Raw genomic sequence first — 25,228 nt, 5'->3', positions numbered from 1 at the left:
CCCTTTACAATGTAGATCACTAAGCGGTGAGACCCAGCGCGGCCGCCGTCGCCGCTCGGGCACGCCCGGGGGCCATCAGCAGATCCGTCGAATCCGACAGCTGATCCACGCACCCCACCATGGGCAACCCCTTGATCACCGGATCCGACACCGACGCCATCAGCACTTCGGCGAACCGGTCCCCGCCGATCACCCGGAACGGCCGGTCGAAAAACCCCCGCACCCCCTCATCCAGCCGCCCGGCCAGCGCCACCCGGTTCTGCAACGCCGCCACCCGCTCGTACGCCCCCGTCAGGCCCTCCTCGCGCTGGCGCCACGACCGCGCCGCCACCGCCGACTCCAGGCACTCCCCCAGCTCCGCCGAGCCCGGCAGCCGCGCCAGCGCACTGCCGAGCCATTTGGCGTACGGCGGGTAACGGCGGCGCAGCAGCAACGCCAGCCGCATCACCTCCCGCGCCAGACGTGCCCCCTCCACGGCCGAGCCCAGCTCATCGCCCACCTCGCCGCACCGGCCGGGAAACGGCTCCTCCTCCCCGATCCGCCGCCACTGACAAGCCAGGACATACCGCCACACGTCCTGCGGATACCAGCGCAACGCCGCCCTGGCCGCCTCCAGCGCGCCCAGCCCGTCGTGGAACACCTCCCCGCACGTCACCTCGGCCAGGCGCTGCCACGGCACCGACAACCAGTCCAGCAGCGACACCCCGGCCCGCGGGTCGAACCCGAGCATGTCCGTCAGCCACGCGCCCGGCTCGGTCACCGTCACGCCGGGCCGCACCTCGCCGTGGTAGCCGAACACCGTCGCAAAGCCGCCGAAGCGCTCCGGCAGCCCCGCCACGACCTTGGCCTCCACCTCGGCCACGTCCGCCGCCGCCGTGAACAGCAGCACCCGCGGGCCCCAGTCGTGATCGGCCGAGCGCGCGGTGTCGAACGCCAGCACCTCCGACCCCGGACCGACCAACGCCGCACTGTGCGGCACCCGGGGCACCAACGGGGCCACGACCTCGTGGTAGAAGTCCCGGGACAACTCAATACCAGGCACAAAGTTGGACATCACTCCGTCAACTGTGCACGAGCGCCGCCCGAACCACACCCGATTTTCCCCGCGGCGCCCGCCGGGTCAGACGCGCAGGTCAGGAGGGCGGTTCAGGCGGTCACGTGCGAGGCCATCACCGCCTCGCCCAGCGCCCAGGCGCGCGCCGCCGCGCAGGCCCCGGGCCACCCACATCACCAGGCCGTCGTCCCCGCACGCCGCCCGCACTTCCTCCACAGTGCGGAGCCCGCCCGTCACAAGATCGCGCCCGGCCGGTACACCGCCGCCTCAGGATGCGCCGCCACGACCTGGCCCACCTGCTGCGAGACCGCCTCCACCTGATCGGCCGCCGCGCCGGTGAACGACACCCGGTCGGCCAGCAACGCCTCCAGCTGCTCACGATCGAGCGGGAAGCGCTCATCGCCGGCCAGCAGGTCCAGCAGCGCGTTGCCGGCGCCGCGCGAGCGCATCGCCAGCGCCGCCGCCACCGCGTGTTCCTTGATCAGCTCGTGCGCCTGCTCGCGGCCCATCCCCGCCCGCACCGCCGCCATCAGCATCTTCGTCGTGGCCAGGAACGGCAGATAGCGGCCCAGCTCCGCGGCGATCACCGCAGGGAAGGCGCCGAACTCGTCCAGCACCGTCAGCATCGTCTCCACCAGCCCGTCGAAGGCGAAGAACGCGTCCGGCAGCGCCACCCGCCGCACCACCGAGCACGACACGTCGCCCTCGTTCCACTGGTCGCCCGCCAGCTCCCCCGTCATGGAGGCGTAGCCGCGCAGCACCACGGCCAGGCCGTTGACCCGCTCGCAGGAACGCGTGTTCATCTTGTGCGGCATCGCCGACGAGCCGACCTGCCCCTCGGCGAACCCCTCGGTGACCAGCTCGTGCCCGGCCATCAGCCGGATCGTCTTGGCCAGCGACGACGGCGCCGCCGCCAGCTGCACCAGCGCGGTCACCACCTCGAAGTCCAGCGACCGCGGATAGACCTGCCCGACGCTGGTGAAACGGGAGGCGAAGCCCAGATGCGCGGCCACCCGGCCCTCCAGCTCGGCCAGCTTGCCGCGGTCGCCGCCCAGCAGGTCCAGCATGTCCTGGGCGGTGCCGACCGGGCCCTTGATGCCGCGCAGCGGGTAGCGGCCGATCAGCTCCTCCAGCCGCCGGTAGGCCACCAGCAGCTCATCGGCGGCCGTCGCGAACCGCTTGCCCAGCGTGGTGGCCTGCGCCGCCACGTTGTGCGAGCGGCCCGCCATCACGCTCGCCTCGTGCTCCTCGGCCAGCGTCGCCAGCCGCGCCAGCAGCGCCACCGTCCGGTCGCGCACCAGCAGCAGGCTGTCGCGGATCTGCAGCTGCTCGACGTTCTCGGTCAAGTCCCGCGACGTCATGCCCTTGTGCACCTGCTCGTGCCCGGCCAGCGCGTTGAACTCCTCGATGCGGGCCTTGACGTCGTGCCGGGTGACGCGCTCCCGTGCCGCGATCGAGTCCAGATCGACCTGCTCGACCACCTTGTCGTAGTCGGCGATCGCCCCCTCCGGGACCGCGATCCCCAGCTCGGCCTGCGCCCGCAGCACCGCCAGCCACAGCCGCCGCTCCGCGACGATCTTGTATTCGGGCGACCACAGACGGGTCAGCTCCGGCGAGGCATAGCGGGTGGCCAGGACATTCGGGATACGCGGCTTCGACGTCACGTCGCACAAGTCTATGCACCCGCCCGCGACGCCTCGCGCGCAGGCTCAGCGTCCCGGCGGCACGAACACGTACCGCCGCTTGCCGCCGTCCAGCCGCAGCTCCACCGCCGTCCAAGACGCCAGGAACGGGGCCGGCGGCCGGCGGGAGGTCGTGATGACACCCACCCAGTCGCCCCGCCGCAGCGCGGCCCTGATGGACGACGGCACCGACGACCGGCCGCCGTAATGACGGAAGACCCCATGCGCGGCGCACCGCGCCAGGAAGGCGATCTGCACGGCGTCGTGACCGTACAGGAAACACGGCGGGCGCATGCCCAGCTGCTGCAGCCGGGCGGCGACCGCCGGATTCAGGGCACGGGCGGCGTGGACGGTCCCACCGTGGACGACGACGGACCTCGCCTGCAGGACGAAGTAGCACAACACAGCGGCGACGGCGAGCACCGCAGTACCGCGCCGCCGGCACAACCAGACGACCCCCGCGGCGACCGGGAGGGCCAGCAGGGCGTACACGGGCAGCAGGAAACGCGGAGCGGCATAGCCGACGGTGAAGAGGTAGACGAAAGCGAGCGACAGACCGCATGCCGCCGCCGCCAGGAGTGAGCGTCGCCGCTCCGCCCACACGCCCAGCCCCGCCACGACCGGCACGGCCGCGAACCAGGCGACCTGCGCCGGTGGGTAACCTCCGCACTCGACGCCGAAGCGGCACAGCAGCGGCCCGTTCAGCGCGCGCAGATGATCGGGCAGGCTGAAGTGCAGCCCCGTCGCGTTCTCCGCCCCCGCCGCGCGCAGCCGCGCCATCGGCCCGCCGAACCGCACGAGCGCCTCGCCCATCCATTGCGCCCAGCCGATCGCCAGCCCCGCCGCCACCGCCGCGAGCAGCCGCGCCCGCCGCCGCACGATCCCGTACCCGAGCAGCGGCACCGCCAGCCAGGTCGCATCCGAAGGGCGCAGCAGTGACGCCAGGGCGAACGCCACCACCACCCCGGCCGCGACCAGCCGGGACCGGGGGCGCCTGCCGGCCAGGCAGGCCAGGCCCACCCCGGCGACAGCGCAGTAGGCGAGCCACATGTTCGGCATGGCCTCGTTGCCGTACAGCACCGACAGCCACAGCCCGGCGAACAGCGCGGCGGCCAGCGGCGCGAGCGGCCCCGACCGCAACCGGACCCACGGCGCGTAGGCCAGGAACAGCGCGATCCCGGACAGCACACTCAGATACCCGCGGATGGCCGTCACCGACGGCGTGAGAAGGGCGACGGGCGCGGCCAGGAGCTGAACCCCGCGGGCGCGTGGCGCGGTGAACTCGGCGGCGGGCACGCCGCGGGCCACCTGGCTGAGGTAAACGCTCTCGTCCCAGCCCAGCCCGATCCGCGCCGTGAACAGCAGCTGAACCACCGTGGAGCAGACGGCTACCAGCGCCAGCGCCCCATAGGGGCGGCGCGCGGCGGCCCACACCCGCAGCCGGGCCACCGCGCGCCGCCTCGTCACGGCCGTATCCTGCGCCTCATCCATGCGCCCCACGCTACGAACGGCCAGGTAAGAGACCGTTCAGAGCACGGTCAGCGGCGCGCACGCCTGCCCCATGGGGAGCGGCAGCTCCTCAGGACATCGTCTCCAGTTCGGCGCGCGTCAGCTTGATGGTGTTCTCCGGCAGCGGCGCGGGGTTGCTGGCGGCATCCAGCGGATACTTCGCCTGGACGGGGTTGAGCAGCGCGGCCGGCGAGTCGGGGAAGGTTTCCAGGAACAGGATGTAGCCGCTGTCCTGCTTCAACGGCGTAGTGTGCTCCTCGGCGTAGGTCACGCCCTCGAAGACACCCCCCAGCTCCTTGACCTCGATGGACTGCCCCACCTGAGCCTGGCCTTTGTAGACCTTCAGCACCTGGGCGGTGGAGACGGTGATGATCGTCGGCGGGCCCTCGGGCTGAGCCGCCGCCGCGGGCGGGGCACCCGCCTGGGGATTCAGCTTCGGATCCGTCACGGCCGGATCAGGCGCCGCCACTTGCCGGAGATAACGCGGCGCCCCGACGATGCGGGCCTCGACGACCAGGGTCGCCTTGTCGAAGAGCGCGTCCGCGCTCTCGTAGTGGGGATAGTCGGCGCGATAGAGAACGGGCTCGGCTTGAGCCGAGCACGCGGTCACGAACACCGCAGCGCAGACGAGCGCGCCAAGACGTCTCAACACAGCACGGTCTCCTTTAGTAGTAGGAGTTGACGTCGGCGACATCATGCGACTGGGGTCTCGTCATCGTATTACGGTTCCGGCTCGTGTTCATGATCGACGTGAGCGAGTTGTGCGCGAGATTCAACGCGTGCCCGAACTCGTGAACGAGCGTGCTCGTGACGAAATTCGCGAAGTTCGACGCGTCCCTGTTGATCGTCCGGGAGTTCAGCCGGATGTACATACAGGAGCCCCCGCACCGCTGGTAGTACCCATACCAGGTGTCGCTGTACGAGCTCGCCGTGATCGTCGAACCCGATAACGTGCTCTTGTAGAAATTGGCCGGGCTGGCGGTCGCGTTCCAATTCGACAGCGCCGCGTTCATCGGCGTCTGCCAGGTGCTGTTATAGCTGTAGGGGTAGATGGCGATGCTGGCGATGTCCTGACCGGTGCCGTTCCAGTGGGCGAATGCCGGATTGGCGCCCGTCACCCCCACCAGCATGACGGCGAGGACCGCGAAAAGCCCTCGTCGTGCGTTTCGCTTTAACGCTCCCGAATGCATGTCGAGACGTCACTCCTTGCGTCCTGGGGGGTGGCATGCATGAAAACAAAACGGGCCTGACAACCGAGATGACGCTCAAGGCCCGGGTCGTGAAGGGGAGGTCCGAAAAACTTTTTGAAGCGTTTCGACGGAGTATGAACGGCACATGATCAACCTGTCAAGAGGAACCTGACCGAGCGGACACCCCCACAAAAAAGCGCGCCCGCACGGCACCAAGGCCGTGCGGGCGCGCGCGAGACGACTCACGTGGCCGGAGTGAGAACCTTCTCCTCGGGCTCCTGCGACCGGGGCGCGGCCGGCTTGCGCCGCATCCGCTCCTTCGTCCGCTCCACCACCGTGTACAGCGTCGGCACCAGGACCAGCGTGAGCAGCGTCGAGGAGATCAACCCGCCGATCACCACGATCGCCAGCGGCTGCGAGATGAACCCGCCCGACCCGGTCACGCCCAGCGCCATCGGCGTCAGCGCGCAGATCGTGGCCACCGCCGTCATCAGGATCGGCCGCAACCGCCGCCGGCCGCCCTCGATCACCGCCTCGACCACGCCCATGCCCTGGTCGCGGTACTGGTTGATGAGGTCGATCAGCACGATCGCGTTCGTCACCACGATCCCGATCAGCATCAGCATGCCGATCAGCGCCGGCACGCCCAGCGCCGTGTCGGTGACCACCAGCAGCCCGACCGCGCCCGTCGCCGCGAACGGGATCGACACCAGCAGGATCAGCGGCTGGATGAAGCTGCGGAACGTCGCCACCATGATCATGAACACGATCGCGATCGCCGCCAGCATCGCCAGCCCCAGGTCGGAGAACGCCTCCGCCTGATCGGCCGACGCACCACCCATCTCATAGGAGGCACCCGAGCTCAGCTGCAGCCCGTCCAGCTTCGTCGTCAGCGTCTGCGTCACCGCGCCCAGGTTCCCGGCGTCGGCGACCTTGGCCGAGACCGTGGCCGAGCGCTCACCGTCGATCCTCGTCACCTGCGTCGGACCGGCCACCTCCTCCACGTCGGCCACCGTCGACAGCTTCACCGTCCCGGCCGCCGTGGCCAGCTCCAGATCCTCGATCGCCTCCACGTCCTCCGGCGCGTCCGCGCCCCGCAGCACCAGGTCGCTGGTACGGCCGTCCAGCGTGATCTGACCCAGCGGCGCACCGCGGAACGCCTGCGCCACCGCCTGCCCGATCTGCGCCTCCGACAGACCGAGCTCGGCGGCCTCCTCACGATCGACGACGACCTCGATCCGCGGCGCGCCCGCCTCCAGGTTCGACGCCACGTCCCGCAGCCCGGACACCTCGCCCATCGCGCGCGTGACCTCAGCGCTCGCCGTGCGCAGCGTCTCGACATCCGGCGCGCGCACGACCACGCTGACCGTGTCGGAGTTGAACCCGCCACCGCCGGCGCCGCCCACGGTCACCTCACCGACGCCGGACAGGCTCGCGATCTTGTCGCGCAACTCCTGCTCGACCTTCGGGGTGTCGGCGCCGTCCTTGAGCGTGACCGAGTACGAGGCCGCGTCCGCGCTGCCGCCCCCGCCGAAGCCGCCGCCGCCGCCTCCACCGAAGCCGCCGCCGCCCCCGCCGACGTTCACCTGGTACGTCTCCACCGCCTCGACACCCGCCAGCACGCCCTCGACCTGCTTGGCGGCCTTGTCGGTGGTCGCCAGGTCCGTGCCGACCGGCATCCGCTGCGACAGCGAGATCGTGTTCTGCCCCGAGGAGTCCAGGAAGTTCGTCCGCAGGCCGCCGGCCAGCCCCATCGTGCCGACGAACACCGCCACCCCGATGAGCACCGTCACCAGCTTGAACCGGGTGGCGAACCGCAGCACCGGCAGATAGGCGCGCTGCAACGGCGAGCGCAGCTCCTTGGCCTCGGCCTCCTCCCGCACCTTGCGCGCCTGCTCCGGCGTCAGCTCCGGCGTCTTGAGGAACCAGTACGCCAGCACCGGCACCACCGTCAGCGACACCACCAGCGACGCCAGCAACGCCACCGCCACCGTGATCGAGAACGGGCCGAACAGCTCGCCCACCATGCCGCCCACGATCGCGATCGGCGCGAACACCGCCACCGTCGTCAGCGTCGAGGCCGTCACCGCCCCCGACACCTCACGCACCGCCGTCAAGATCGCCTGAAGTCTGGCCTCGCCGTAGCCCAGATGCCGTTTGATGTTCTCCAGCACCACGATCGAGTCGTCCACGACCCGGCCCACCGCGATCGTCAGCGCCCCCAGCGTCAGCATGTTCAGCGAGTAGTCGCCCGCCCACAACACGATCAGCGCGATCACCACCGACAGCGGAATCGACACCGCCGTCACCAGCGTCGACCGCACCGACAACAGGAACACCAAGATGACCAGCACCGCGAACGCCAGCCCCAGCAGACCCTCGGTGGTCAGGCTCTCGATCGACTGCTCCACGTACGGCGCCTGGTCGAACACCACCGACACCTGAGTGTCGGAGCTGTCACCCAGCGCCCGGGTCAGCTCCGGCAGCTTCTCCCGGATCTCGTGCGAGATCGTCACCGCGTTGCCGTCCGGCACCATCGTCACCGACACGCCCAGACTCGACGTGCCGTCCGTACGGGTGATCGTCGTCGCGTCGGCCAGCCCCCGCTTGATCTCGGCGACGTCACCCAGCTTGACCGGCTTGAGCGGCTTGGGCTGCGCCACCTGCTGCGGCAACCCGCCCTGCCCCTGCGCCTGGCCCTGACCCTGCTGGGGTCGGGCCTGCGCCTGACCCTGCTGAGGCTGACCCTGCTGAGGCTGACCCTGCGCCGGGGTCTGCTGGGGCTGGGCGGGCGTCAGGTAGAGGCCCTTCAGCTTCTCCACCGAATCGACCCGCGCGCCCACCTGCACCGTCAGCGTCTTGTCCGCGTCGGTCAGCGTGCCCGCCGGGATCGGGGTGCCGTTCGCCCTCAGCACGTCGGGGATCTGCGCCGCCGACACGCCCTTGTCCTTCATCTTGTCGGCGTCCGGCTCGATCGTCACGACCTCGTCACGGGTGCCGGTGACCGTCGCCTCCCGCACCCCCTCCACGCCCTGCAACTCCGGCACCATGATCCGGCGCAGCTTGTCGGCCATCGCCCGCGGGTCGCCGCCGTCGCCCACCGCCAGCACCAGCACCGGCAGGTCGTCGGTGCTGCCCGCCGTCACCTGCGGCTCGACCCCGTCGGGCAGCGTCACCCTGCTGACGGCCTGCTGCATCTTGTTCAGCGACGACTCGATGTCGGTGCCGTACTCAAAGGCGACCTGGATCGACGCCATGCCCTCCCGCGAGGTGGAGGTCATCTGCTCCATCCCGGCCAATCCCTGGAAGGAGTCCTCGATCGGCTTGGTGACCTGCTCCTCAACGATCTCGGGCGACGCGCCGGGATACTGCGCGACCACGAACGCGCCGGGGAACGACAACGACGGAAGCAACTGCTGCTTCAACTGCGGGACCGTGAACACGCCGAACGCGGTCAACACGAACGCCACCAAGACGACAAGAGTGCGATTGACCAGGCTCAACCTGGCGAAAGCGGTCATAGGGGCTCCCTCTCCAGAGTTTCGCCCCAGACTAACACTTCGCCTCGTACGAATATTTAGATCAACCGAGCATTCCTGATAACCTTCTCAGGTAACGAGAGGGCGGCAGTGAACGACGAACGCGAAGACCTGATCCGACGGATCACCGAAACACAACGTGACCTGGGACGACTGTTCGCCCAGCACCGATCGTCCCTCTTCGACTCCAACCTCACCATGCGCCAGTTCAGGGTCATCATGCTGCTGTCCGCCGAAGGCTCCGCCTCCGGCCAGGAACTCGCCGCCGGCCTCGGCGTCGGCCTCGGCACCGTCACCGGCATCGTCGACCGGCTCATCGCCCAAGGCCTCGTCAGCCGCCGCGAAGACCCCCACGACCGCCGCGTCCGCCGCGTCGAGCTCACCACCGCCGGCGCCAGCCTCGTCGCCGACATCAACGACACCGGCGCCGGCCAGCTGCGCCGCATCATGGAGCACCTCGACACCGAGACCCTGCGCAACCTCGACCAGGCCACCCGCGCCATCCGGGCCGTCGCCGACAAGCTCGACAGCGAGCCGGACCAGTGACCTCCTCCGTCGCGGCAGCTTATGTTCGAAGAGGCTGATCAACGGTCCGATCCCGCCGCCTTTACATTGTAGATTTTTACGCCAGCCGGGACAGGACTTCCGGCAGCTCGCCCTCGTAGGCCACCGTCAGCCGCCGCGTCGCCCGCGTCACCGCCACGTACAGGTCCCGCCCGCCCATCGGCGACTGCGCCAGGATCCCCGCCGGATCCACCACCACGACCGCGTCGAACTCCAGCCCCTTGGCCTGCCCCACCGTCAGCACCGCCACCAGCGCATCCAGGCCCCCGCCCGGCCACAACCGCGCCACCTCCTCATGGACCGCGTCGGAGGTCACCACGCCCACCCGGCCCTCGTCGATCGCTGCCAGCTCCCCCTCCACCAGCACCGGCAGGCCCGAGACCGGCACCCGCACCGCCCGCGGCCGCGCGCCGCCCGACCGCACCGACTCCGGCGGCTCCTGTCCCGGATCGAACGCCCGCAGCACCTCTGCCGCCACGTCCATGATCTCCGCCGGCGTGCGGTAGTTGACCTTCAGGTGCTCCACCCGCCACCGGCCCTCCAGGTACGGGTCCAGCACCTCCGCCCACGAGCGCGCCCCCGCCGCCGACCCCGTCTGCGCGATGTCGCCCACCACCGTCAGCGACTTGGCCGGCACCCGCCGCATCACCATCCGCCAGGCCATCGCCGACAACTCCTGCGCCTCGTCCACGATCACGTGCCCGTAGGCCCAGGTACGGTCGGCCGCCGCCCGATCCGCCGTGGTCAGCTCCGCGCCGTCGTCGGCGTGCCGCTCGGCCAGCACGTCGGCCCGGTCGAAGATGCCCTCCTCCAGCACGCCCGTACTGCGCAGCACCTCATCGGCGTACAACAGCTGCTCGGCTTGGTCCTCCTCGGCCCGCCTGGCCGCCACCCGCCGCGCCGAGTCGTCCTCCCCCAGCAGCTCGGCGGCCTCGTCCAGCAACGGCACGTCCCCGGCCGTCCACGGCGCGCCGGCCGCCCGCACCAGCTCCGGCCAGTCCAGTCCCGGCGGCGCCGCCGACCACAGCGTCTCCGGCGAGCACAGCAGCTCGCCGATCAGCCGCTGCGGCGTCAGCTCCTGCCACAGGTCGTCGACCGCGCGCCGCACCGGCGGCTCCTGCCACAGCCGCCGCGCGGCCAGGTCCAGGTCCACCTCGTCCAGGTCGCCTTCCAGGTCGAGAGGCTGGGCCAGCTCCTCCAACTCGGGATCGCCGTTGGCCAGCTCCTCCAGGTGCAGCGACTCCTCCAACGCCCGCGCCTCGGCCCTGGCCAGCTCCTTGAGCATCTCGGTGACGTACAGCTTGCGCGCCATATTGTGCGGCAGCCGCACCGCCCGCGCCCGATCCCGCAGCCGCGCGCACACCGCATGCGGCACCCGCAGGGCCAGCCCGTCCAGCTCCACCACGAGATCACCCTCCGGCACCCGCTGGCGCAGCTCCAGCGCCCGGGCCACCACCCCGGCCATCCGCACGTCGCCCTTGACCACCGCCGTGGCCGGGCCGTCGGCGGCCAGCGCCCGCACCCCCGGGAACATCTCCCCGACCGTCGTCATGACCACCTGCGTCTCTCCCAGCGCCGGCAGCACCTGCCCGATGTAGCGCAGGAACATCGCGTTGGGGCCCACCACCAGCACGCCGCGCCGCTCCAGCGTGGCGCGGTGGGTGTAGAGCAGGAACGCCGCCCGATGCAGCGCCGCCACCGTCTTGCCGGTGCCCGGGCCGCCCTGCACCACCAGTGCACCCTGCCACGAGGCGCGAATCACCCGGTCCTGCTCGGTCTGGATGGTGGCCACCACGTCCCCCATCCGGCCCGTCCGCCCCCGGCGCAGTGCCGCCAGCAGCGCTGCCTCGCCCACCAGCGTGCGCCGCTCCCCCTCGCTCATCCCCTCCAGGTCGAACACCTCGTCGTCGATGCCGACCACCACACGATCCTTCAGATGCAGGTGCCTGCGCCGCACCAGCCCTCGCGGATCGGTGGCCGTGGCCACGTAGAACGGCCGCGCCGCCGGCGCCCGCCAGTCGATCAGCACCGACTCGTGCCGCTCGTCCCGCAGCCCGATCCTGCCGATGTAGACACTGCCGCCCGAACCGTCGTCGATGCGGCCGAAACACAGGCCCCGCTCGACCGCGTTCAGCTGCGCCAGCCTGCGCGCCTGCTCCGAGGCCAGCGCCTCGCGCTCGACCATCGCCTGCCGGGTGCCGCCGCCCCTGCCGTACACCTCGCGCAGCGCCGCCTGCGCCCGCTCCCTGGCGAGGTCGAGCAGCCCGTACAGCCACGACACACGCCGCTGCTCGGTGTCAAGAGCTTCCGTGCGACCATCTTGACGATTAGCCATTCGGTGGTATACTCCTAACAGGAGGATTGTGGGGTTCGTGCTCTATGTGGAGCATTGGAGCTTACTCCCCGCCCGCGTCCGCGCGCAAACGTCGCCGCGCCGCTACGCGCGCAACATCCCCGCCGGCACCGGGATCTCCGGGAACAGATTGTCCGGCGGCCGCGGTCGCCGCCCACGGCTCGGTCACCGAAGCCGCCAAGGCCCTGCACTACTCGCAGCCCTCGATCAGCCACCACCTGGCCCGGCTGGAGGCGGCGACCGGCGCCAGGCTCATCCAGCGCGTGGGGCGCGGCATCCGGCTCACCCCCGAAGGAGAACTGCTCGCCCGCCGCGCCACGGAGATCGTCGGCCGGGTCGACGCCGCCGGCGCCGAACTGGCCGCCCAGCTCGGGCTGCGGACCGGCCGGGTCCGGCTCGCCGCCTTCAGCTCCGCCCTGAGCGTCCTGGTCCCCCCGGCGGCCGTGGCCCTGCGCGAGTCGTACCCGAACATCGAACTGCACCTCGGCGACGCCCATCCCACGGCCGCCCGCCGAATGCTGCGCGAGGGATCGGCAGACCTGGCCATCGTGTTCTCGTACGAGGACACGATGCCGGACGACGGCATCCGCTACTCCTACCTGCTCGACGACCCGGTGTACCTGCTCAGCCGCGAGTCCGGGCAGACCCTCACCGACCACCGGGACTCGGCTTGGATCGCCGGGTGCCCGAACTGCCGCGGCGACCTCGTCCGGATCTGCGAGGCCGCCGGGTTCACCCCGCGCATCGCGTACAGCAGCGACGACATCCTCGTCGAGCAGGCATTCGTCGCCGCCGGGCTGGGCGTCACCACCATGCCGGGACTGGCCCTGCGCACCCACCATGCGGACGGGGTCAAGGCCACCGAACTGACCGCCGTACGGCGCCGGATTCACCTGGCGGCGTTCGGCGAGCCACCCGACCCGCCCGCCACCACCGCCTTCATCACCGCCCTGCGCACCACCCTCGACGGGTGCCGTCCCGGCTAAGGCGGTTACGGGTCAGGGCCCGTCCGGCCAAGGCGGTTAGAGGTCAGAGGTGTCTCGCAACCCTTAAGCGATCGCAGCAGCAACCGGGTGAGTGTCCGCTACGTGGTCGTCGTGCTCCAGCGCCCGAGCGAGCAGGAACTCGTCTACCGAGACCGAGCGCGACCGTCGCAAGGCGTGAGGCGGCCGCCTCACGCCTCCGGCGTGGGCGGGCCCGTGGAGTGGCGGGGCACCAGGGTCGGCGTGACCGAGAAGCGCACCGACGACGTCCGCCCCTCGATGCGTTCCAGCAGCAGCCGCCCCGCCGTCCGCCCCATGATCGCCCCGTCCTGATCCACACTCGTCAGCGAGATGTTCGACAGGGCCGCTAGCCGCGTGTTGTCGTACCCGGCCAGCGACACATCCGCCGGCACCGACAGCCCCGCCTCGTGCAACGCCCGCAACGCCCCGAACGCGGCCAGGTCCGCCCCCGCGAAGATCGCCGTCGGCCGCGGCGAGCGGCCGAGCAGCTCACGCGCCCCCGCATAGCCGCCCTCCTCCGTGTAGGCGGCCTGCGCCACCGCGATCTGGCTCTCCAGGCCGTGCTCGCGCATCACCCGCTCGTACGTCTCCGCCCTGATCATGTCCAGCGTCCCCGCGGTCCGGTCCCGGCGGCCCGGTGTGTGCCCGATGTGCGCGATCCGGCGGTGCCCCAGCCCGATCAGGTGCCGCACGACCAGCTCCGCGCCGAGCTCGTCGTCGTCGTGCACCACGTCGTACAACGCCGACTTCTCGTGCAGGCCCAGCACCACCGTCGGCATCTGCGCCGCCACCTCCTCCAGCCGCGCCCGCCTCACCCGTGGCGCGATCATGAGGATGCCGTCCACCTGCCGGTCCACCAGCGCGTCGATGGCTCGCGTCTCCACCTTGATGTCCGGGCCGCCCTGCACCATGATCACCTGGTAGTCGGTGCCGGTGAGCTGCTCCGACAGCCCGTCAAGGATGTCGGGAAAGAACGGGTTGCGCAGATCCGGAAGCAGCACCCCGATCGTGAACGTACGCCCCCGCATCGCCCGCGCCGCCGCATGCGGCCGGTAACCGAGCTCCTCGATCGCGGCCTTGACCCGGTCGCGCATGGCAGGGCTGACCCCATAGGCGCTGCGCAGCACCTTCGACACCGCCGTCGTGGACACCCCGGCATGCCGCGCCACATCGGCGATCGTGACCCGCCGCGGCCGCTCACGCGTGGCCATCCCCCCGCCTCTCACTCGGACGTGCCGATTGTACGAGCGCCCGCCCCATCCCGCGGCACAGCGCACCACCTCATGGCGCCCCGCCCCGCCCCACCGCTCCCGCGACGAGGCCGGGTGCTAGCTTGTCCGATCGTGTCTGACTATCTGCGGGAACTGTTCTCCCTCCACGGCCGCCGCGCCCTCGTCACCGGCGGCAGCTCCGGCATCGGGTACGTCATGGCCGAGGCGATCGGCCGCGCCGGCGCCGAGGTCGTCCTGGTCGCCCGCAGACCGCACGAACTCGACCAGGCCGTCACCCGCCTGCGCGAGCACGGCGTCACCGCCACCCGCATCAGCGCCGACCTCGGCGAGCGCGACGACGTCCAGCGGATCTGCGACACCGCCGGCGACATCGACATCCTCGTCAACGACGCCGCCAACAACATCCGCAAGCCCATGGCAGAGCTCACCCCCGACGACTACGAGCAGACCATCGCCGTCAACCTCACCGCCCCCTACCTCCTCGGCCAGCACTTCGCGCCGAAAATGGCCGCACGCGGCTGGGGCCGCATCATCAACGTCGGCTCCCAGCAGACCATCAGCGCCTTCGGCCACAGCGGCGTCTACGGCGCCGCCAAGGCCGCCATCGCCGGGCTGACCCGCTCCCAGGCCGAGGCGTGGTCGGCGAGCGGCGTGTGCGTCAACACGATCATCCCCGGGTTCGTGCTCACGCCGTTGACCGAGCCCGCCCAAGCCATCCCGGGCCGCGTCGAAGCGCTGGCCGCCCGCCACATGGTCGGCCGCAACGGCCTGCCCCAGGACTTCGCGGGAGCGGCGGTGTTCCTCGCCGGCGACGCCTGTGCGTTCGTCACCGGCCAGATGCTCTTCGTCGACGGCGGTTTCGCCGTACACTGACCGACCGCCTTTACGTTGTAGATCACGCACGCCGGGTCTGACGGACCCCCACTCCCTCGCGCCAGGCGTCGATGACGAGCTCGTTGCTCTCGACCCTGGTCCACACCACCTCCGTCAGCTCGATCCTGAACAGGTGCGAATCCGGCTCCGGCTGGAAGGACGCGAGCACGTCGGCGTCGGTGATCTCCACCGCCCGCCCGGCCAGCTTCACGTCGCCCTCCCACGTCGACGGATCGGGGCCCTCCGGGTCGCGGGAGGTGACGTGCAGCGCCATCCGTGGATCCCGCCGCAGGTCGGCCGCCTTGACCGCGGCCGCCATCGATCCCGTCCACAGCTCGCCGTCCCGGAAACTCGTCTCGATGCCGCTGACTCGCGGCGCCCCGTCCTTGCGCAGCGTCGCCAGCACCTTGTGCCGGTAGGCGTCCATCAGCCTGTGCGCCACGGCCGCCAGCTCCGGCGCCTGCCGCTCGAACTCCTGCCATGAAGCCATGGCCCCATCATGCCCGCCGTCACCGACATTTGTGAATCCCGGTTTACAAACCCCGCAGAGTCTCGCTACGTTTATAAACGAATCATCGTTTATAAACGTAGAGAGATCACGCATGGCTTCCGTTCACCCGTTCACGTCCTCGGTGTTCATCGGCACGAGCCTCGACGGGTTCATCGCCCGCGAGGACGGCGACCTCGAGTGGCTCACCAGCCGGGGCGAAGCCGCCGGCGGCGACCTGGGATATCAGGAGTTCATCGACGGCATCGATGCCGTCGTCACCGGCCGCGGCACCTACGAGGCCGGGCTCACGTTCGACCCCTGGCCGCACGAGGGCAGGTACGTCGCCGTGCTCAGCACCACGCTGGAAGCCGGCGCCGACCCGCGCGTGACCGTCTACCGCGACCTCGGCCGGCTCGTCCGTGGCCTGGCCGAGCGCGGTGTCAAGAGCGTGTACGTCGACGGCGGCCAGGTCATTCGCGCCTTCCTGCGCGCCGGGATGATCGACCAGATCACCATCACCACGGTGCCCGTGCTGATCGGGACCGGGGTGCCGCTGTTCGGCGAGCTCGGCCGCGACGTGCCGCTCGCGCACGTGTCGACAAAGGTGTTCGGCGCGGGGGTCGTCCAGTCTGTCTACCGGGTCGAACACCCTTCCACGTAAGGGGTTTGCCCAGGTCAGCTCCTTGTAGCGGCATATTCACGGTGGAAGACTGGATCTGATGGAAGGGGGGACGTCATGATCGAGGTCAAGAGCATCGACAAGCCGGACGAACGCCGCGACTTCCCGAAGGGCCACCTGGAAGTGTGCAACCTCAGCGGGCTCACCTTCGGGGTAGCCACGTTCGACCCCGGCTGGCGCTGGTCGGAATCGGTCAAACCCATCGTGGGCACGGACTCCTGCCAGGTCCACCACAACGGGTTCGTGGTCCAGGGACGGCTGCGCCTCCGGATGGACGACGGCGGCGAAGCCGAGGTTGGCTCGGGTGAGGTGTTCGTCTGCCAGCCGGGGCACGACGCCTGGGTGGTGGGCGACGAGCAGTGCGTCGTCTACGACTTCGCGGGCGGCGCCGCCGAGTACGCGAAGACGCCGACGACCGGCTAGCCCACCCGTTCCCGGTCAACCGGAACTGGTCTTCTCAGCCTGGCGTGGCCGGCACTCCGGTCACGCCACGCCCGTGACGGACGGTCCGGCAATCGCTAGGAGAAGCCGGGGGCGGGCTCCCAGAGGCTGATCTGCGTCCCCTGGTCGTCGGTACAGGCGCAACCCCGGCCCGACTTGCTCTCGATCACCTCGCCGGCGCTGCCGCCCAGCTTGTGCAGGTGCTCGACGACCGCGTCGAGGTCGCTCACGTGGTAGTAGAGATTCGGCTGCGCGGACGGGCCGTCGCAGACGAAGCCCATCGGCACGGCCGTGTTGGAGACGTGCAGATACCTCTGGTGCTCGCGGGTGAACTCCCAGCCGAACAGGGCCCCGTAGAAGGCGGCCGCCCGGTCCAGGTCCGCCACGGACAGGGTGTAGTAGCCGAGCTCGACACTCATGTACGAACCTCCGCAATAATTGCCGCTATCGTTAAGCATCGACAGCATAACGGAAGCGGGCAAATATTAACAGCAACGTTAACGATCTGGACGCCACGCTGGCGGCGCTCGCCGACCCGACCCGGCGCAAGGTGATCGATCTGCTGCGCGAAGGCCCGCGCCCGGCCGGCGAGCTGGCCCAGGCCGTGCAGATGAGCGCGCCCGCCCTCAGCCGCCACCTGCGCGTGCTGCGGGCCGGCGGGCTCGTACGCGCCGAGACCGGCGGGGCGGACGCCAGGCTGCGCCTCTACACGCTGCGCCCGGAGCCGTTCGCGGCGCTGCAGGCATGGCTGGACCAGGTTCAGGCGTTCTGGGCCGAGCAGCTGGGCTCGTTCAAGGAGCACGTCGAGCGCAGCCAGCGGGACGCCACGTGAACGCCGTCCCCGCCAGCGTCACTGCCGGCGTCACCGTCCCCGTCGACCCGGCGACCGCGTTCCGGATCTTCACCGACGAGATCGACCGCTGGTACGTCCGCGGCCGCCACAGCTGGGTCGACCCCGCCCGCGCCGTCGGCATCCGGTTCGAGGACGGCTACCTGCGTGAGCTGTGGTCCGACGGCGGCCACGTCGACACCGGCAAGATCCTCGCCTGGGAGCCGCCGCACCGCCTCGTCTGGGCCGACCTCATCAGCAAGACCGGCCGGATGGAGATCGAGGTGGCCTTCAGCCCGGTCGACGGCGGCACCGAGGTCATGCTGGAGCACCGCGGCCTGGACACGCTGCCTCAGGACGTGGCCGACCGGATCCGGCGCGGCCTGTCCTGGAACATCGTCCTGCGCTGGTACGCCGGCCAATGGAAGGATTAGCGGCGGCCGTACTTCTTGTGCACGGCCTGTTTGCTCACGCCGACCGCGTCGGCGATCTGCGCCCAGGCCAGCCCCGCCACGCGGGCCCGCCGCACCTGGACGGCCTCCAGACGCTCGATCTCGCGGCGCAGCGCGGTCGTGGCCTGCAGCGCCAGCAGCGGATCGTCGTCCTGCGCCTGCCGCATCAGGGTCGCCAGGTCGTTCGTCATGCCCCCACGGTAGACCGGATCGTCACTTGGATTCGACCACCAGCCGTACGCCCAGCCCGATCAGCACCACGCCGGAGATCTGCTCCAGCCGGCGCCGCACCGCCGGGCGGCCCAGCCAGTCCTTGGCCTTGGCGACCGCCCAGATGAGCAGCCCATACCACAGCAGGTCGATCAGCACCCACACGACGGCGAGCGTCACCAGCGTGACCGGCACGTTCTGACCAGGCGGGACGAACTGCGGCAGGAACGACATCGCGAACACCGCCGCCTTCGGGTTGGCCAGACACGTCCCGATCCCCGCCAGGTACGCCCCGCGCCAGCCCGGCGCCGTCGCCACCTCGGGAGCCGGAGCGCCCTTGCGGGCCTGCCACAACGCCTGCGCACCCATCACGACCAGCACCACGGCGCCGACAATCCGCATCACGTCGTAGGCCAGCTGGGAGGCCACCAGCAACGCCGACAACCCGAACGCGGCGGCCAGGCCCCACAGCAGGATGCCGGTCTCGTTGCCCAGCGTGGCCGCCATGCCGCTGCCGCGGCCGGCCCGCAGGGTCTGGCGCAGGATGATGGCGGTGCTGACCCCGGGCACCATGGCCACCAGGACGCACGCGCCCGCGAAAGCGAGAAGATACATGCTGACGATCGTGGCAGAACGCCCCTGGAATCTCGCCCGGATTTCTCAGCCGTAGAGCTTGCTGAGCTCGGCGACCGCCTCGCGCATCATCGCCCGCAGCCCGGCCGGCTCCAGCACCTCGACGTCGGCCCCCATGCGCAGCAGCAGCCAGCGCGCGTGGGTGATCGACTCGACCGGCAGGGTGAGCGTGACCCAGCCCTCCGGGTCCGGCTCCCCGGCGGCGGCCAGCGCGGCGTCCACGACGTCGCGGCCCATCGTGTACGCCAGCAGCTCCCCCCTTCCCGGGGCGAGCTTGACGACGGCCTCGGCGGTGTACATCCGCTCGCGGAACTCCTTGGCGTACGCGTTCCAGAACGCCGACAGCTCGAACCCCTCAGGCCGCGGGAAGTGCCCCGGCAGCGTCTCCAGCGTCAGGATGCGCGCCACCCGGTACGTGCGCGGGGAGCTCCCCGGCGGAGTGGCCACCAGATACCAGGAGCCGCCCTTGAGCACCAGCCCGTACGGGTGGATCACCCGGTCGACCTCCTGCTGCCCCCAGCGCCGGTAGGTCATGTGCAGCGGCCGCTGCTCCCACACCGCCTCGGCCACCTCGCTCAGATGCGGCACGTCGTCGCCCGAGCGGTACCAGCTCGGCACGTCCAGTAGGAAACGCTCCCGGATGCGGGAGGCGTGGGAGCGCGGCTCGGGCGGCAGCGCGGCCAGCAGCTTCAGCTCCGCGGTCGCCGCCACCTCCGCCAGCCCCAGCTCGGCCGCCGGCCCCGGCAGCCCCGCCAGGAACAACGACGACGCCTCTTCGGCGGTCAGCCCGGTGAGCCTGGTGCGGTAGCCGTCCAGCAGCTGGTATCCGCCCGCGGGCCCGCGATCGGCGTAAACGGGCACGCCGGCCGCCGACAGCGCCTCCACGTCGCGGTACACGGTACGGACCGACACCTCCAGCTCGGCGGCCAGCTCGGGCGCGGTCATCCGGCCGCGCGTCTGGAGCAGCAGAAGGAGGGAGAGCAGGCGGCTGGCGCGCATACCCGCCATTGTATTGCGCACATAAGTCCTGTTTGTATGAACACATGGAGCGTTTGCAATCCATCATGAACGCGTTGCGTGTGCAGGACAGCGTCTCGGTCGCCGAGTTGGCCATCGAACACGGCGTGTCGGAGATGACCATCAGGCGTGACCTGGACGAGCTCGCCCAGCAGGGGGTGGTACGGCGGGTCAGGGGCGGCGCGCTGTCGCTGCTGCTGCGCGGTGAGGAGCCGCCGTTCGGCGTGCGCGAGCGCGAGGCGGTGGAGGCCAAGAGCCGCATCGGCGCCGAGGTGGCCGCCTTGCTCGCCGACGGCGAGGCGGTGGTGCTGGACGGCGGCACGACAGCGCTGGAAGTGGCCCGCGCGCTGGCCGATCGCCGGCTGACGGTGCTGCCGCTGGCCCTGCAGGCGGTGTCGCTGCTGGCCGCCGCGCCGCGGGTGCGGCTGGTGCTGCCCGGCGGCGAGGTACGCAAGGGCGAACTGAACGTCATGGGGCCGCTGACCGAGAGCTCCATCAAGGCGCTGCGGTTCGACACGGCAGTGATCGGCTGCTGCGGGCTGTCGGCCGAGCACGGCCTGACGGCGCACGACCTGCCCGAGGTCGCGGTCAAGCAGGCGGCCATCGCCGCGGCCAGACGGGTGATCGTGGTGTGCGACTCCGGCAAGTTCTCGCGTACGGCGTTCGGCGCGGTCTGCCCGATCTCGCGGCTGGACGTGGTGGTGACCGACTCCGGCATCCCGCGCGAGCAAAGGGACGCGCTGGTGGCGGCGGGCGTGACCGTCAGGGAAGTGGCCGTCGACGGGGAGGCCGGGTGAAACGCCTCGGGCAAGGCCCGATGGGGCGCGAGCGCACCGCGGCCTACCTGCTGTTCTTCCTGGCGGGCGCGGCGATCGGCACGTGGACCGCACGCATCCCCGCCATCAAGGAACGCCTCGGCCTCGGCGACGGGCAGTTCAGCCTCGCCCTGCTGGCCATCGCCGCCGGCGCGATGATCGGCATGACGGCGGTGGGCCGGCTGGTGGACCGGCACGGCAGCCACCGCGTCATGATCCCGGCGGCCCTGGTGCAGGGCCTGGCGCTGGTCCCGGCCGCGTACGCGCCCAACCTCGGCGTGCTGGCCGGGACGCTGCTGCTGTTCGGGGTCGCGCACGGGGTCCTGGACGTGGCCATGAACGCCAACGCCGTCGAGGTCGAGCGGGCCTGCGGGCGGCCGGTCATGTCCTCGTTCCACGCCGTCTTCAGCATCGGCGGGTTCGCCGGCGCCACCACCGGCGGCCTGTTCGCGCACCTGGCGCTGACGCCCGCGGCCACGTTCTGGACAATGGGGCTGGTCATCGCGGCGCTCGCGTGGTGGGCCGCGCGGTGGGCGCTGCGGCCGGTCCCCTCCGGTGCTTCGGCCTCGGCGGGCGGCAGCGGGCTACCCAAGGGGACCCTGTTCCTGGGCGTGCTGGCGTTCTGCTGCCTGGTGGGCGAGGGGGCGGCGGCCGACTGGAGCTCCGTCTACCTACGTGAGGACCTGGGCGCCGCACCGGGGTTCGCCGCGGCCGGGTACGCCGTGTTCTCCCTCATGATGACCGCGGGCCGGCTGGCGGGAGACCGGCTGGCGGCCAGGTTCGGGCAGGTGCCGCTGGTGCGCTGCTGCGGGCTGCTGGCCGCCGCCGGGCTGGGGCTGGCGCTGCTCGGCGGGCATCCGGTGGCAGGCGTGGCCGGGTTCGGCTGCTTCGGTGCGGGATTGTCGTGCATCGTGCCGCAGGTGTTCTCGGCCGCGGGGCACCGTGATCCGGCCTTCGCCGGGCGGGCGCTGGCGCGGGTGGCGTCCATCGGGTATCTCGGGTTCCTGTCGGGGCCCGTGCTCATCGGGGCGGCCGGCGAGGTGGCGGGGCTGCCGCGAGCGCTGGCCATCCCGGCGCTGCTGGCCGCCTTCGTGGCCTTGACCGCCACTGCTCTGCGGGCACGGGCGGCCGAGCCCGTGGGCTGACCTCGTCAACGGATCACCCTGAATCGCAGGTGGGTGGCGTTCGGGCTGTCGACCACCTCGGCGCGCTCGAGCAGGAATCGGCCGCCCAGATGCTCGAACAGCCGGGTGCCGCCGCCGAGCAGGACCGGGGCCAGATGGATCTGGATCTCGTCCAGCAGACCCGCGGCAAGGCACTGCTGAGCGGCGCTGGCGCCGTGCACGGCGACCGCCTTGCCCCCCGCCACCGCCTTCGCCCGCTCCACCGCGCTGTGGATGCCGTCGGTGACGAAGGTGAAGACCGACGGCGCCCGGACCGTCTCCGGGGCCGGCGGGTTGTGGGTGAGCACGAAGCACGGCGCCGGACCGGCCGGGCCGCCGTCACCCCACCCTCCGTCCCCCTCGGCCAGGTCGTAGGACCGCCGGCCCATCACGATCGAGCCCGCACCCCCGCGCATCCCAGTCAGCAGCTCGGTGTCACGCGGGTCCGGTTCGTGCAGCCACCGGTGCAGGACCTCGCCACCGTCGCCCAGTTGTCGCTCGCGGGTGACGTTCGGCCCGGTGACGAACCCGTCCAGTGACATCGAGATTCCCGTAATGACCTTGCTCATGACAGCTCCTTCGTTGGTGGATGATCGCCAGCCTGGCCGATGGCGGTGGCAGAGTTGTGACAGTCCGGTGAAACCCGCCACGGGCCCAGGGAAGAGGTGCGATCCGCGTGCTGACGGTCGAGCTGCTCGGGCCACTGCGCGTGTCGGTGGCCGGGCAGCCGGTGGAGCTGCCCGGCGGGCGGCTGCGCGTGGTACTGGCCGTGCTGGCGATGTCGGCGGGCCGTACCGTCCCGACGGACAGGCTGGCGACCGCCGTGTGGGGTACGGATCCGCGCGGCGACCCGCGGGCCAACGTCCGCACGAACGTCAAGCGCCTGCGCCGCGCCCTCGGCGTCGCCGAGCTGATCGTGGCCCGGCCGGGCGGCTACCTGCTGGCGGCCGAGCCGGGTCACGTGGACGCGCTCCTATTCGGCCGCCTACTCGACGAGGCCGCGGCGGCCCAGGACCTGGTGGCCGCGCGGTCCCGGCTGACCGCCGCGCTGGGGCTGTGGCGCGGCACGCCCTTCGACGGGATCCGGTCGGACTGGCTGGAGCAGTCCGTGGCCGCGGCGCTGCAGGAGCGGTACCTGACCGCGCTCGAGCGGCGGGCCGACCTGGACCTCGCCAGAGGAGAGCAACCCGACCCCGCTGAGCTGGCCGGGCCGGCCGAGCGGCATCCGCTGCGGGAATCGCTCTGGGCGCGGCTGCTGCGGGTCCTGGAGGCGGCCGGCCGGCCAGCCGAGGCGCTGGAGCGGTACGAGACGATCCGGCGCCGGCTCGCGGCGGAGCTTGGCGCCGATCCCAGCCCTGAACTGCGGCAGGTCCACGCCGACCTGCTTGCCGGCGGCGCTCCGCCCGGCGAGCGCACGATGCCCAGGCAGTTGCCCGCCGCCGTCGACGGATTCACCGGGCGAGAGGCCGAGCTGGCCGCGCTGGACGCGCTGTTCGGCCCGACGGGCGGGACGAGGCCCCGGTCGGCGCTGATCGCGGTGCTCGCCGGCACGGCGGGCGTCGGGAAGACCACGCTGGCCGTGCACTGGGCGCACCGGGTCGCCGGGTGCTTCCCGGATGGCCAGCTTTTCATCGATCTGCGCGGATACGACCCGTCACGGGAGCCCGTACGACCGGCGGCGGCCATCCGCGAGTTCCTCGACGCGCTGCGGGTGCCGCCGCAGCGCATCCCGGACGGACCGTCCGCGCAGGTCGGGCTGTTCCGCAGCTTGCTGGCCGGGCGGCGCATGCTGGTGCTGCTGGACAACGCCCGCGACGCCGAGCAGGTCGCCCCGCTACTGCCCGGGACGCCCGGGTGCCTGATCGTGGTCACCAGCCGGAATCACCTCGCCGGGCTGGTCATGACGTACGGCGCGCATCCCCTCACCCTCGACCTGCTGCCGCCGGACCAGGCCAAGCGGTTGCTGGCCCGCCGAGTCGGCCAGGAGCGGATCGCCGCCGAGCCCGCCGCCGCCGAAGAGATCGTCCGCCGCTGCGCCGGGCTGCCGCTGGCGCTGGCGATCGTCGCCGCCCGCGCCGCGATCCATCCCGCCCATCCGCTCGGCGCGCTCGCCCGCGAGCTCGCCGACACGCTCGGCGCGCTGGACCGTGCCGTCGACGTACGGGCGATCTTCTCGTGGTCGTACCAGACGCTCGGCGACGCGGCGGCGCGGTTGTTCCGGCTGGTCGCCGGGCTGCATCCCGGTCCCGGCAGCACGATCGACGCCGCCGCGAGCCTGGCGGGCGTCCCGGTCTCGTGGGTCCGGGCGCCGCTGGCCGAGCTGACCCGCGCCAACCTGCTCACCGAGCACGCCCCGGGCCGCTACTCGTGCCACGACCTGCTGCGCGCCTACGCCTCCGAACTCTGCCAGGCCGGCGACGCCGACCGGGACGCCGCGCGGCACCGCATCGTGGACCACTACGTCCACACCGCGCACGCCGCGGCGCAGTGCCTCCACGGACACCTCGAGACCATCGCCCCAGCCGCGCCGGGCCCGGGCGTCTCCGTCACCGGCTTCGACGGCGCCGACGCTGCGATGGACTGGTTCACGGCCGAGCGTCCCGCCCTGCTCGCCACCCTGAAGCTTGCCGCCGACCTGAGCCTCAACCGGCATGTCTGCCATCTGGCGCGGGCGTTGTTCGTCTTCCTGCACCGGCGGGGCCGCTGGCACGACCGCGCCGAGACCCAGCGGGCCGCCGTGGCCGCCGCCCGGCGGCTAGGCGACCCTATGGAGGAGACCCGCGCGCACCGCAACCTGGCCGCCGCGCTGGCCGATCTGGGCCGCTTCGACGAGGCCCACCGCAACCTCGACGCCGCCCTGGAACGCTCACAGGACGACCCCGCCGGTCAGGCATGGACGCACCACTTCCGGAACCTCGTCCACGGCATCCAGGGCCGGGAGGCCGACGCGCTCGACGCCGCCCGCCGCGCCCATGACCTCTTCGAGAAGCTGGGCGACCAGATCGGCCAGGCCATCGCGCTCACCGACCTCGGGTTTCACCACGGCCGGCTGGGAGACCACGGCCATGCCCTCGACCTGTGCGAGCAGGCCCTGGTCCTGCACCAGAAGCTCGGCAACCGCCCCCACGAGGCCCACACGTGGTCATGCCTGGCCGACACTCATCTCCAGCTGGGCGACCCTGCCGGGGCCGTCTCCTGCTACCGCCAGGCTCTCGACGCGTTCCGGGAGCTCGGCGACCCTTATGCCGAGGCCAGCACCCTCGCCCACCTCGGCGCCTGCCGCCACCTCGCCGGCGACCACGCGGCTGCCCACGAGCACTGGCGCCACGCTCACGACCTCCTCGGCGACCTGGACCCTTCCACCATCGACCAGATCCACACCCAGCTGACCACCATCGACACGTCCGCCGCCGAAGCCTTCCGCCGGCACCGCTGACCAGGCCGTCGCCTGCGCCTTCGAGCACGGCATCGTCGGGGGCGCAGGACACGCCTCTCCAGT

The 25,228-nt window shown here is 71.5% G+C and carries 24 protein-coding genes; 10 read left to right on the top strand and 14 right to left on the bottom strand.

Annotation, left to right across the window (positions count from 1 at the left end; all coding sequences use genetic code 11):
- Nucleotides 1-19: 19 nt before the first annotated feature.
- From ACTWPT_RS26125 to ACTWPT_RS26100, 6 genes are all read right to left on the bottom strand, one after another.
- Complete coding sequence (locus ACTWPT_RS26125) at nucleotides 20-1,054, bottom strand: DUF4037 domain-containing protein (protein ID WP_443180082.1); 1,035 nt, start codon at nucleotides 1,052-1,054, stop codon at nucleotides 20-22.
- 233 nt (nucleotides 1,055-1,287) lie between these two features.
- Nucleotides 1,288-2,718, bottom strand: a complete 1,431-nt coding sequence (gene purB, locus ACTWPT_RS26120; RefSeq protein WP_443180081.1) for an adenylosuccinate lyase — start codon at nucleotides 2,716-2,718, stop codon at nucleotides 1,288-1,290.
- Nucleotides 2,719-2,763: 45 nt separating this feature from the next.
- Nucleotides 2,764-4,227 carry a hypothetical protein gene (locus ACTWPT_RS26115; protein ID WP_443180080.1) on the bottom strand — a complete coding sequence of 488 codons (1,464 nt, stop codon included), beginning with the start codon at nucleotides 4,225-4,227 and terminating at the stop codon, nucleotides 2,764-2,766.
- Nucleotides 4,228-4,315: 88 nt separating this feature from the next.
- A complete protein-coding gene (locus ACTWPT_RS26110; RefSeq protein WP_443180079.1) occupies nucleotides 4,316-4,897 on the bottom strand; it encodes a hypothetical protein in 582 nt (193 codons plus the stop codon).
- Nucleotides 4,898-4,910: 13 nt separating this feature from the next.
- A complete protein-coding gene (locus ACTWPT_RS26105) occupies nucleotides 4,911-5,375 on the bottom strand; it encodes a hypothetical protein (RefSeq protein WP_443180078.1) in 465 nt (154 codons plus the stop codon).
- 302 nt (nucleotides 5,376-5,677) lie between these two features.
- Nucleotides 5,678-8,956, bottom strand: a complete 3,279-nt coding sequence (locus ACTWPT_RS26100; RefSeq protein WP_443180077.1) for an efflux RND transporter permease subunit — start codon at nucleotides 8,954-8,956, stop codon at nucleotides 5,678-5,680.
- Nucleotides 8,957-9,064: 108 nt separating this feature from the next.
- Between ACTWPT_RS26100 and ACTWPT_RS26095 the strand changes: the two genes are divergently transcribed.
- Entirely contained in the window at nucleotides 9,065-9,520 is a 456-nt protein-coding gene (locus ACTWPT_RS26095; protein ID WP_443180076.1) for a MarR family winged helix-turn-helix transcriptional regulator, read from the top strand.
- Between the two features lie 76 nt (nucleotides 9,521-9,596).
- Here ACTWPT_RS26095 and ACTWPT_RS26090 read toward each other — a convergent pair whose 3' ends face one another.
- Complete coding sequence (locus tag ACTWPT_RS26090) at nucleotides 9,597-11,873, bottom strand: HelD family protein (RefSeq protein WP_443180075.1); 2,277 nt, start codon at nucleotides 11,871-11,873, stop codon at nucleotides 9,597-9,599.
- A gap of 44 nt (nucleotides 11,874-11,917) precedes the next feature.
- On the opposite strand from ACTWPT_RS26090, the gene ACTWPT_RS26085 reads away from it, so the two are divergent.
- The gene (locus tag ACTWPT_RS26085) at nucleotides 11,918-12,877 is read left to right on the top strand and encodes a LysR family transcriptional regulator (RefSeq protein WP_443180074.1); all 960 of its coding nucleotides are present in this window, start codon (nucleotides 11,918-11,920) and stop codon (nucleotides 12,875-12,877) included.
- Between the two features lie 188 nt (nucleotides 12,878-13,065).
- Here ACTWPT_RS26085 and ACTWPT_RS26080 read toward each other — a convergent pair whose 3' ends face one another.
- Complete coding sequence (locus tag ACTWPT_RS26080) at nucleotides 13,066-14,106, bottom strand: LacI family DNA-binding transcriptional regulator (RefSeq protein ID WP_443180073.1); 1,041 nt, start codon at nucleotides 14,104-14,106, stop codon at nucleotides 13,066-13,068.
- A gap of 132 nt (nucleotides 14,107-14,238) precedes the next feature.
- Here ACTWPT_RS26080 and ACTWPT_RS26075 point away from each other — a divergent pair, with 132 nt between their 5' ends.
- Complete coding sequence (locus ACTWPT_RS26075; RefSeq protein WP_443180072.1) at nucleotides 14,239-15,000, top strand: SDR family NAD(P)-dependent oxidoreductase; 762 nt, start codon at nucleotides 14,239-14,241, stop codon at nucleotides 14,998-15,000.
- Nucleotides 15,001-15,022: 22 nt separating this feature from the next.
- Here the strand turns inward: ACTWPT_RS26075 and ACTWPT_RS26070 are convergent, their stop codons facing one another.
- Nucleotides 15,023-15,490, bottom strand: a complete 468-nt coding sequence (locus ACTWPT_RS26070) for a pyridoxamine 5'-phosphate oxidase family protein (RefSeq protein ID WP_443180071.1) — start codon at nucleotides 15,488-15,490, stop codon at nucleotides 15,023-15,025.
- A 112-nt stretch (nucleotides 15,491-15,602) separates the two neighbouring features.
- Here ACTWPT_RS26070 and ACTWPT_RS26065 point away from each other — a divergent pair, with 112 nt between their 5' ends.
- Nucleotides 15,603-16,151: a dihydrofolate reductase family protein gene (locus ACTWPT_RS26065; RefSeq protein WP_443180070.1), complete on the top strand. Its 549-nt coding sequence runs from the start codon at nucleotides 15,603-15,605 to the stop codon at nucleotides 16,149-16,151.
- A 75-nt stretch (nucleotides 16,152-16,226) separates the two neighbouring features.
- A complete protein-coding gene (locus ACTWPT_RS26060; RefSeq protein ID WP_443180069.1) occupies nucleotides 16,227-16,592 on the top strand; it encodes a cupin domain-containing protein in 366 nt (121 codons plus the stop codon).
- Nucleotides 16,593-16,687: 95 nt separating this feature from the next.
- On the opposite strand, the gene ACTWPT_RS26055 is transcribed toward ACTWPT_RS26060, so the two are convergent.
- A complete protein-coding gene (locus ACTWPT_RS26055) occupies nucleotides 16,688-17,029 on the bottom strand; it encodes a VOC family protein (protein ID WP_443180068.1) in 342 nt (113 codons plus the stop codon).
- A gap of 65 nt (nucleotides 17,030-17,094) precedes the next feature.
- Between ACTWPT_RS26055 and ACTWPT_RS26050 the strand changes: the two genes are divergently transcribed.
- Together ACTWPT_RS26050 and ACTWPT_RS26045 are read left to right on the top strand one after the other, a co-directional pair.
- Nucleotides 17,095-17,442 carry an ArsR/SmtB family transcription factor gene (locus tag ACTWPT_RS26050; protein ID WP_443180174.1) on the top strand — a complete coding sequence of 116 codons (348 nt, stop codon included), beginning with the start codon at nucleotides 17,095-17,097 and terminating at the stop codon, nucleotides 17,440-17,442.
- Nucleotides 17,439-17,873 (top strand): SRPBCC domain-containing protein, encoded by a 435-nt coding sequence (locus ACTWPT_RS26045; protein WP_443180067.1) that lies wholly within the window; start codon nucleotides 17,439-17,441, stop codon nucleotides 17,871-17,873. Before ACTWPT_RS26050 ends, ACTWPT_RS26045 begins: the two co-directional genes overlap by 4 nt.
- Here ACTWPT_RS26045 and ACTWPT_RS26040 read toward each other — a convergent pair.
- Genes ACTWPT_RS26040 through ACTWPT_RS26030 form a run of 3 tightly spaced genes read right to left on the bottom strand, consistent with a single transcriptional unit; the run spans nucleotide 17,870 to nucleotide 19,733 of the window.
- Nucleotides 17,870-18,082: a hypothetical protein gene (locus ACTWPT_RS26040; protein ID WP_305918797.1), complete on the bottom strand. Its 213-nt coding sequence runs from the start codon at nucleotides 18,080-18,082 to the stop codon at nucleotides 17,870-17,872. The two genes, ACTWPT_RS26045 and ACTWPT_RS26040, sit on opposite strands and share 4 nt — an antisense overlap.
- A 22-nt stretch (nucleotides 18,083-18,104) precedes the next feature.
- Complete coding sequence (locus ACTWPT_RS26035) at nucleotides 18,105-18,716, bottom strand: LysE family translocator (protein ID WP_443180066.1); 612 nt, start codon at nucleotides 18,714-18,716, stop codon at nucleotides 18,105-18,107.
- A gap of 45 nt (nucleotides 18,717-18,761) precedes the next feature.
- A complete protein-coding gene (locus tag ACTWPT_RS26030; RefSeq protein WP_443180065.1) occupies nucleotides 18,762-19,733 on the bottom strand; it encodes a helix-turn-helix transcriptional regulator in 972 nt (323 codons plus the stop codon).
- 44 nt (nucleotides 19,734-19,777) lie between these two features.
- Here ACTWPT_RS26030 and ACTWPT_RS26025 point away from each other — a divergent pair, with 44 nt between their 5' ends.
- Complete coding sequence (locus tag ACTWPT_RS26025) at nucleotides 19,778-20,548, top strand: DeoR/GlpR family DNA-binding transcription regulator (RefSeq protein ID WP_443180064.1); 771 nt, start codon at nucleotides 19,778-19,780, stop codon at nucleotides 20,546-20,548.
- Nucleotides 20,545-21,711 (top strand): MFS transporter, encoded by a 1,167-nt coding sequence (locus ACTWPT_RS26020; protein ID WP_443180063.1) that lies wholly within the window; start codon nucleotides 20,545-20,547, stop codon nucleotides 21,709-21,711. The genes ACTWPT_RS26025 and ACTWPT_RS26020 overlap by 4 nt, the downstream gene beginning before the upstream one ends.
- A 5-nt stretch (nucleotides 21,712-21,716) precedes the next feature.
- Here ACTWPT_RS26020 and ACTWPT_RS26015 read toward each other — a convergent pair whose 3' ends face one another.
- The gene (locus tag ACTWPT_RS26015) at nucleotides 21,717-22,298 is read right to left on the bottom strand and encodes a dihydrofolate reductase family protein (protein ID WP_443180062.1); all 582 of its coding nucleotides are present in this window, start codon (nucleotides 22,296-22,298) and stop codon (nucleotides 21,717-21,719) included.
- Between the two features lie 107 nt (nucleotides 22,299-22,405).
- Between ACTWPT_RS26015 and ACTWPT_RS26010 the strand changes: the two genes are divergently transcribed.
- Nucleotides 22,406-25,165, top strand: a complete 2,760-nt coding sequence (locus ACTWPT_RS26010) for a BTAD domain-containing putative transcriptional regulator (RefSeq protein ID WP_443180061.1) — start codon at nucleotides 22,406-22,408, stop codon at nucleotides 25,163-25,165.
- Nucleotides 25,166-25,228 lie beyond the last annotated feature (63 nt).

Source organism: Nonomuraea sp. 3N208 (genome assembly GCF_052245935.1).
Lineage (GTDB): Bacteria > Actinomycetota > Actinomycetes > Streptosporangiales > Streptosporangiaceae > Nonomuraea.
The sequence above is the reverse complement of the archived record's forward strand: the minus strand, read 5'-3'. Positions and strand labels throughout refer to the sequence as shown.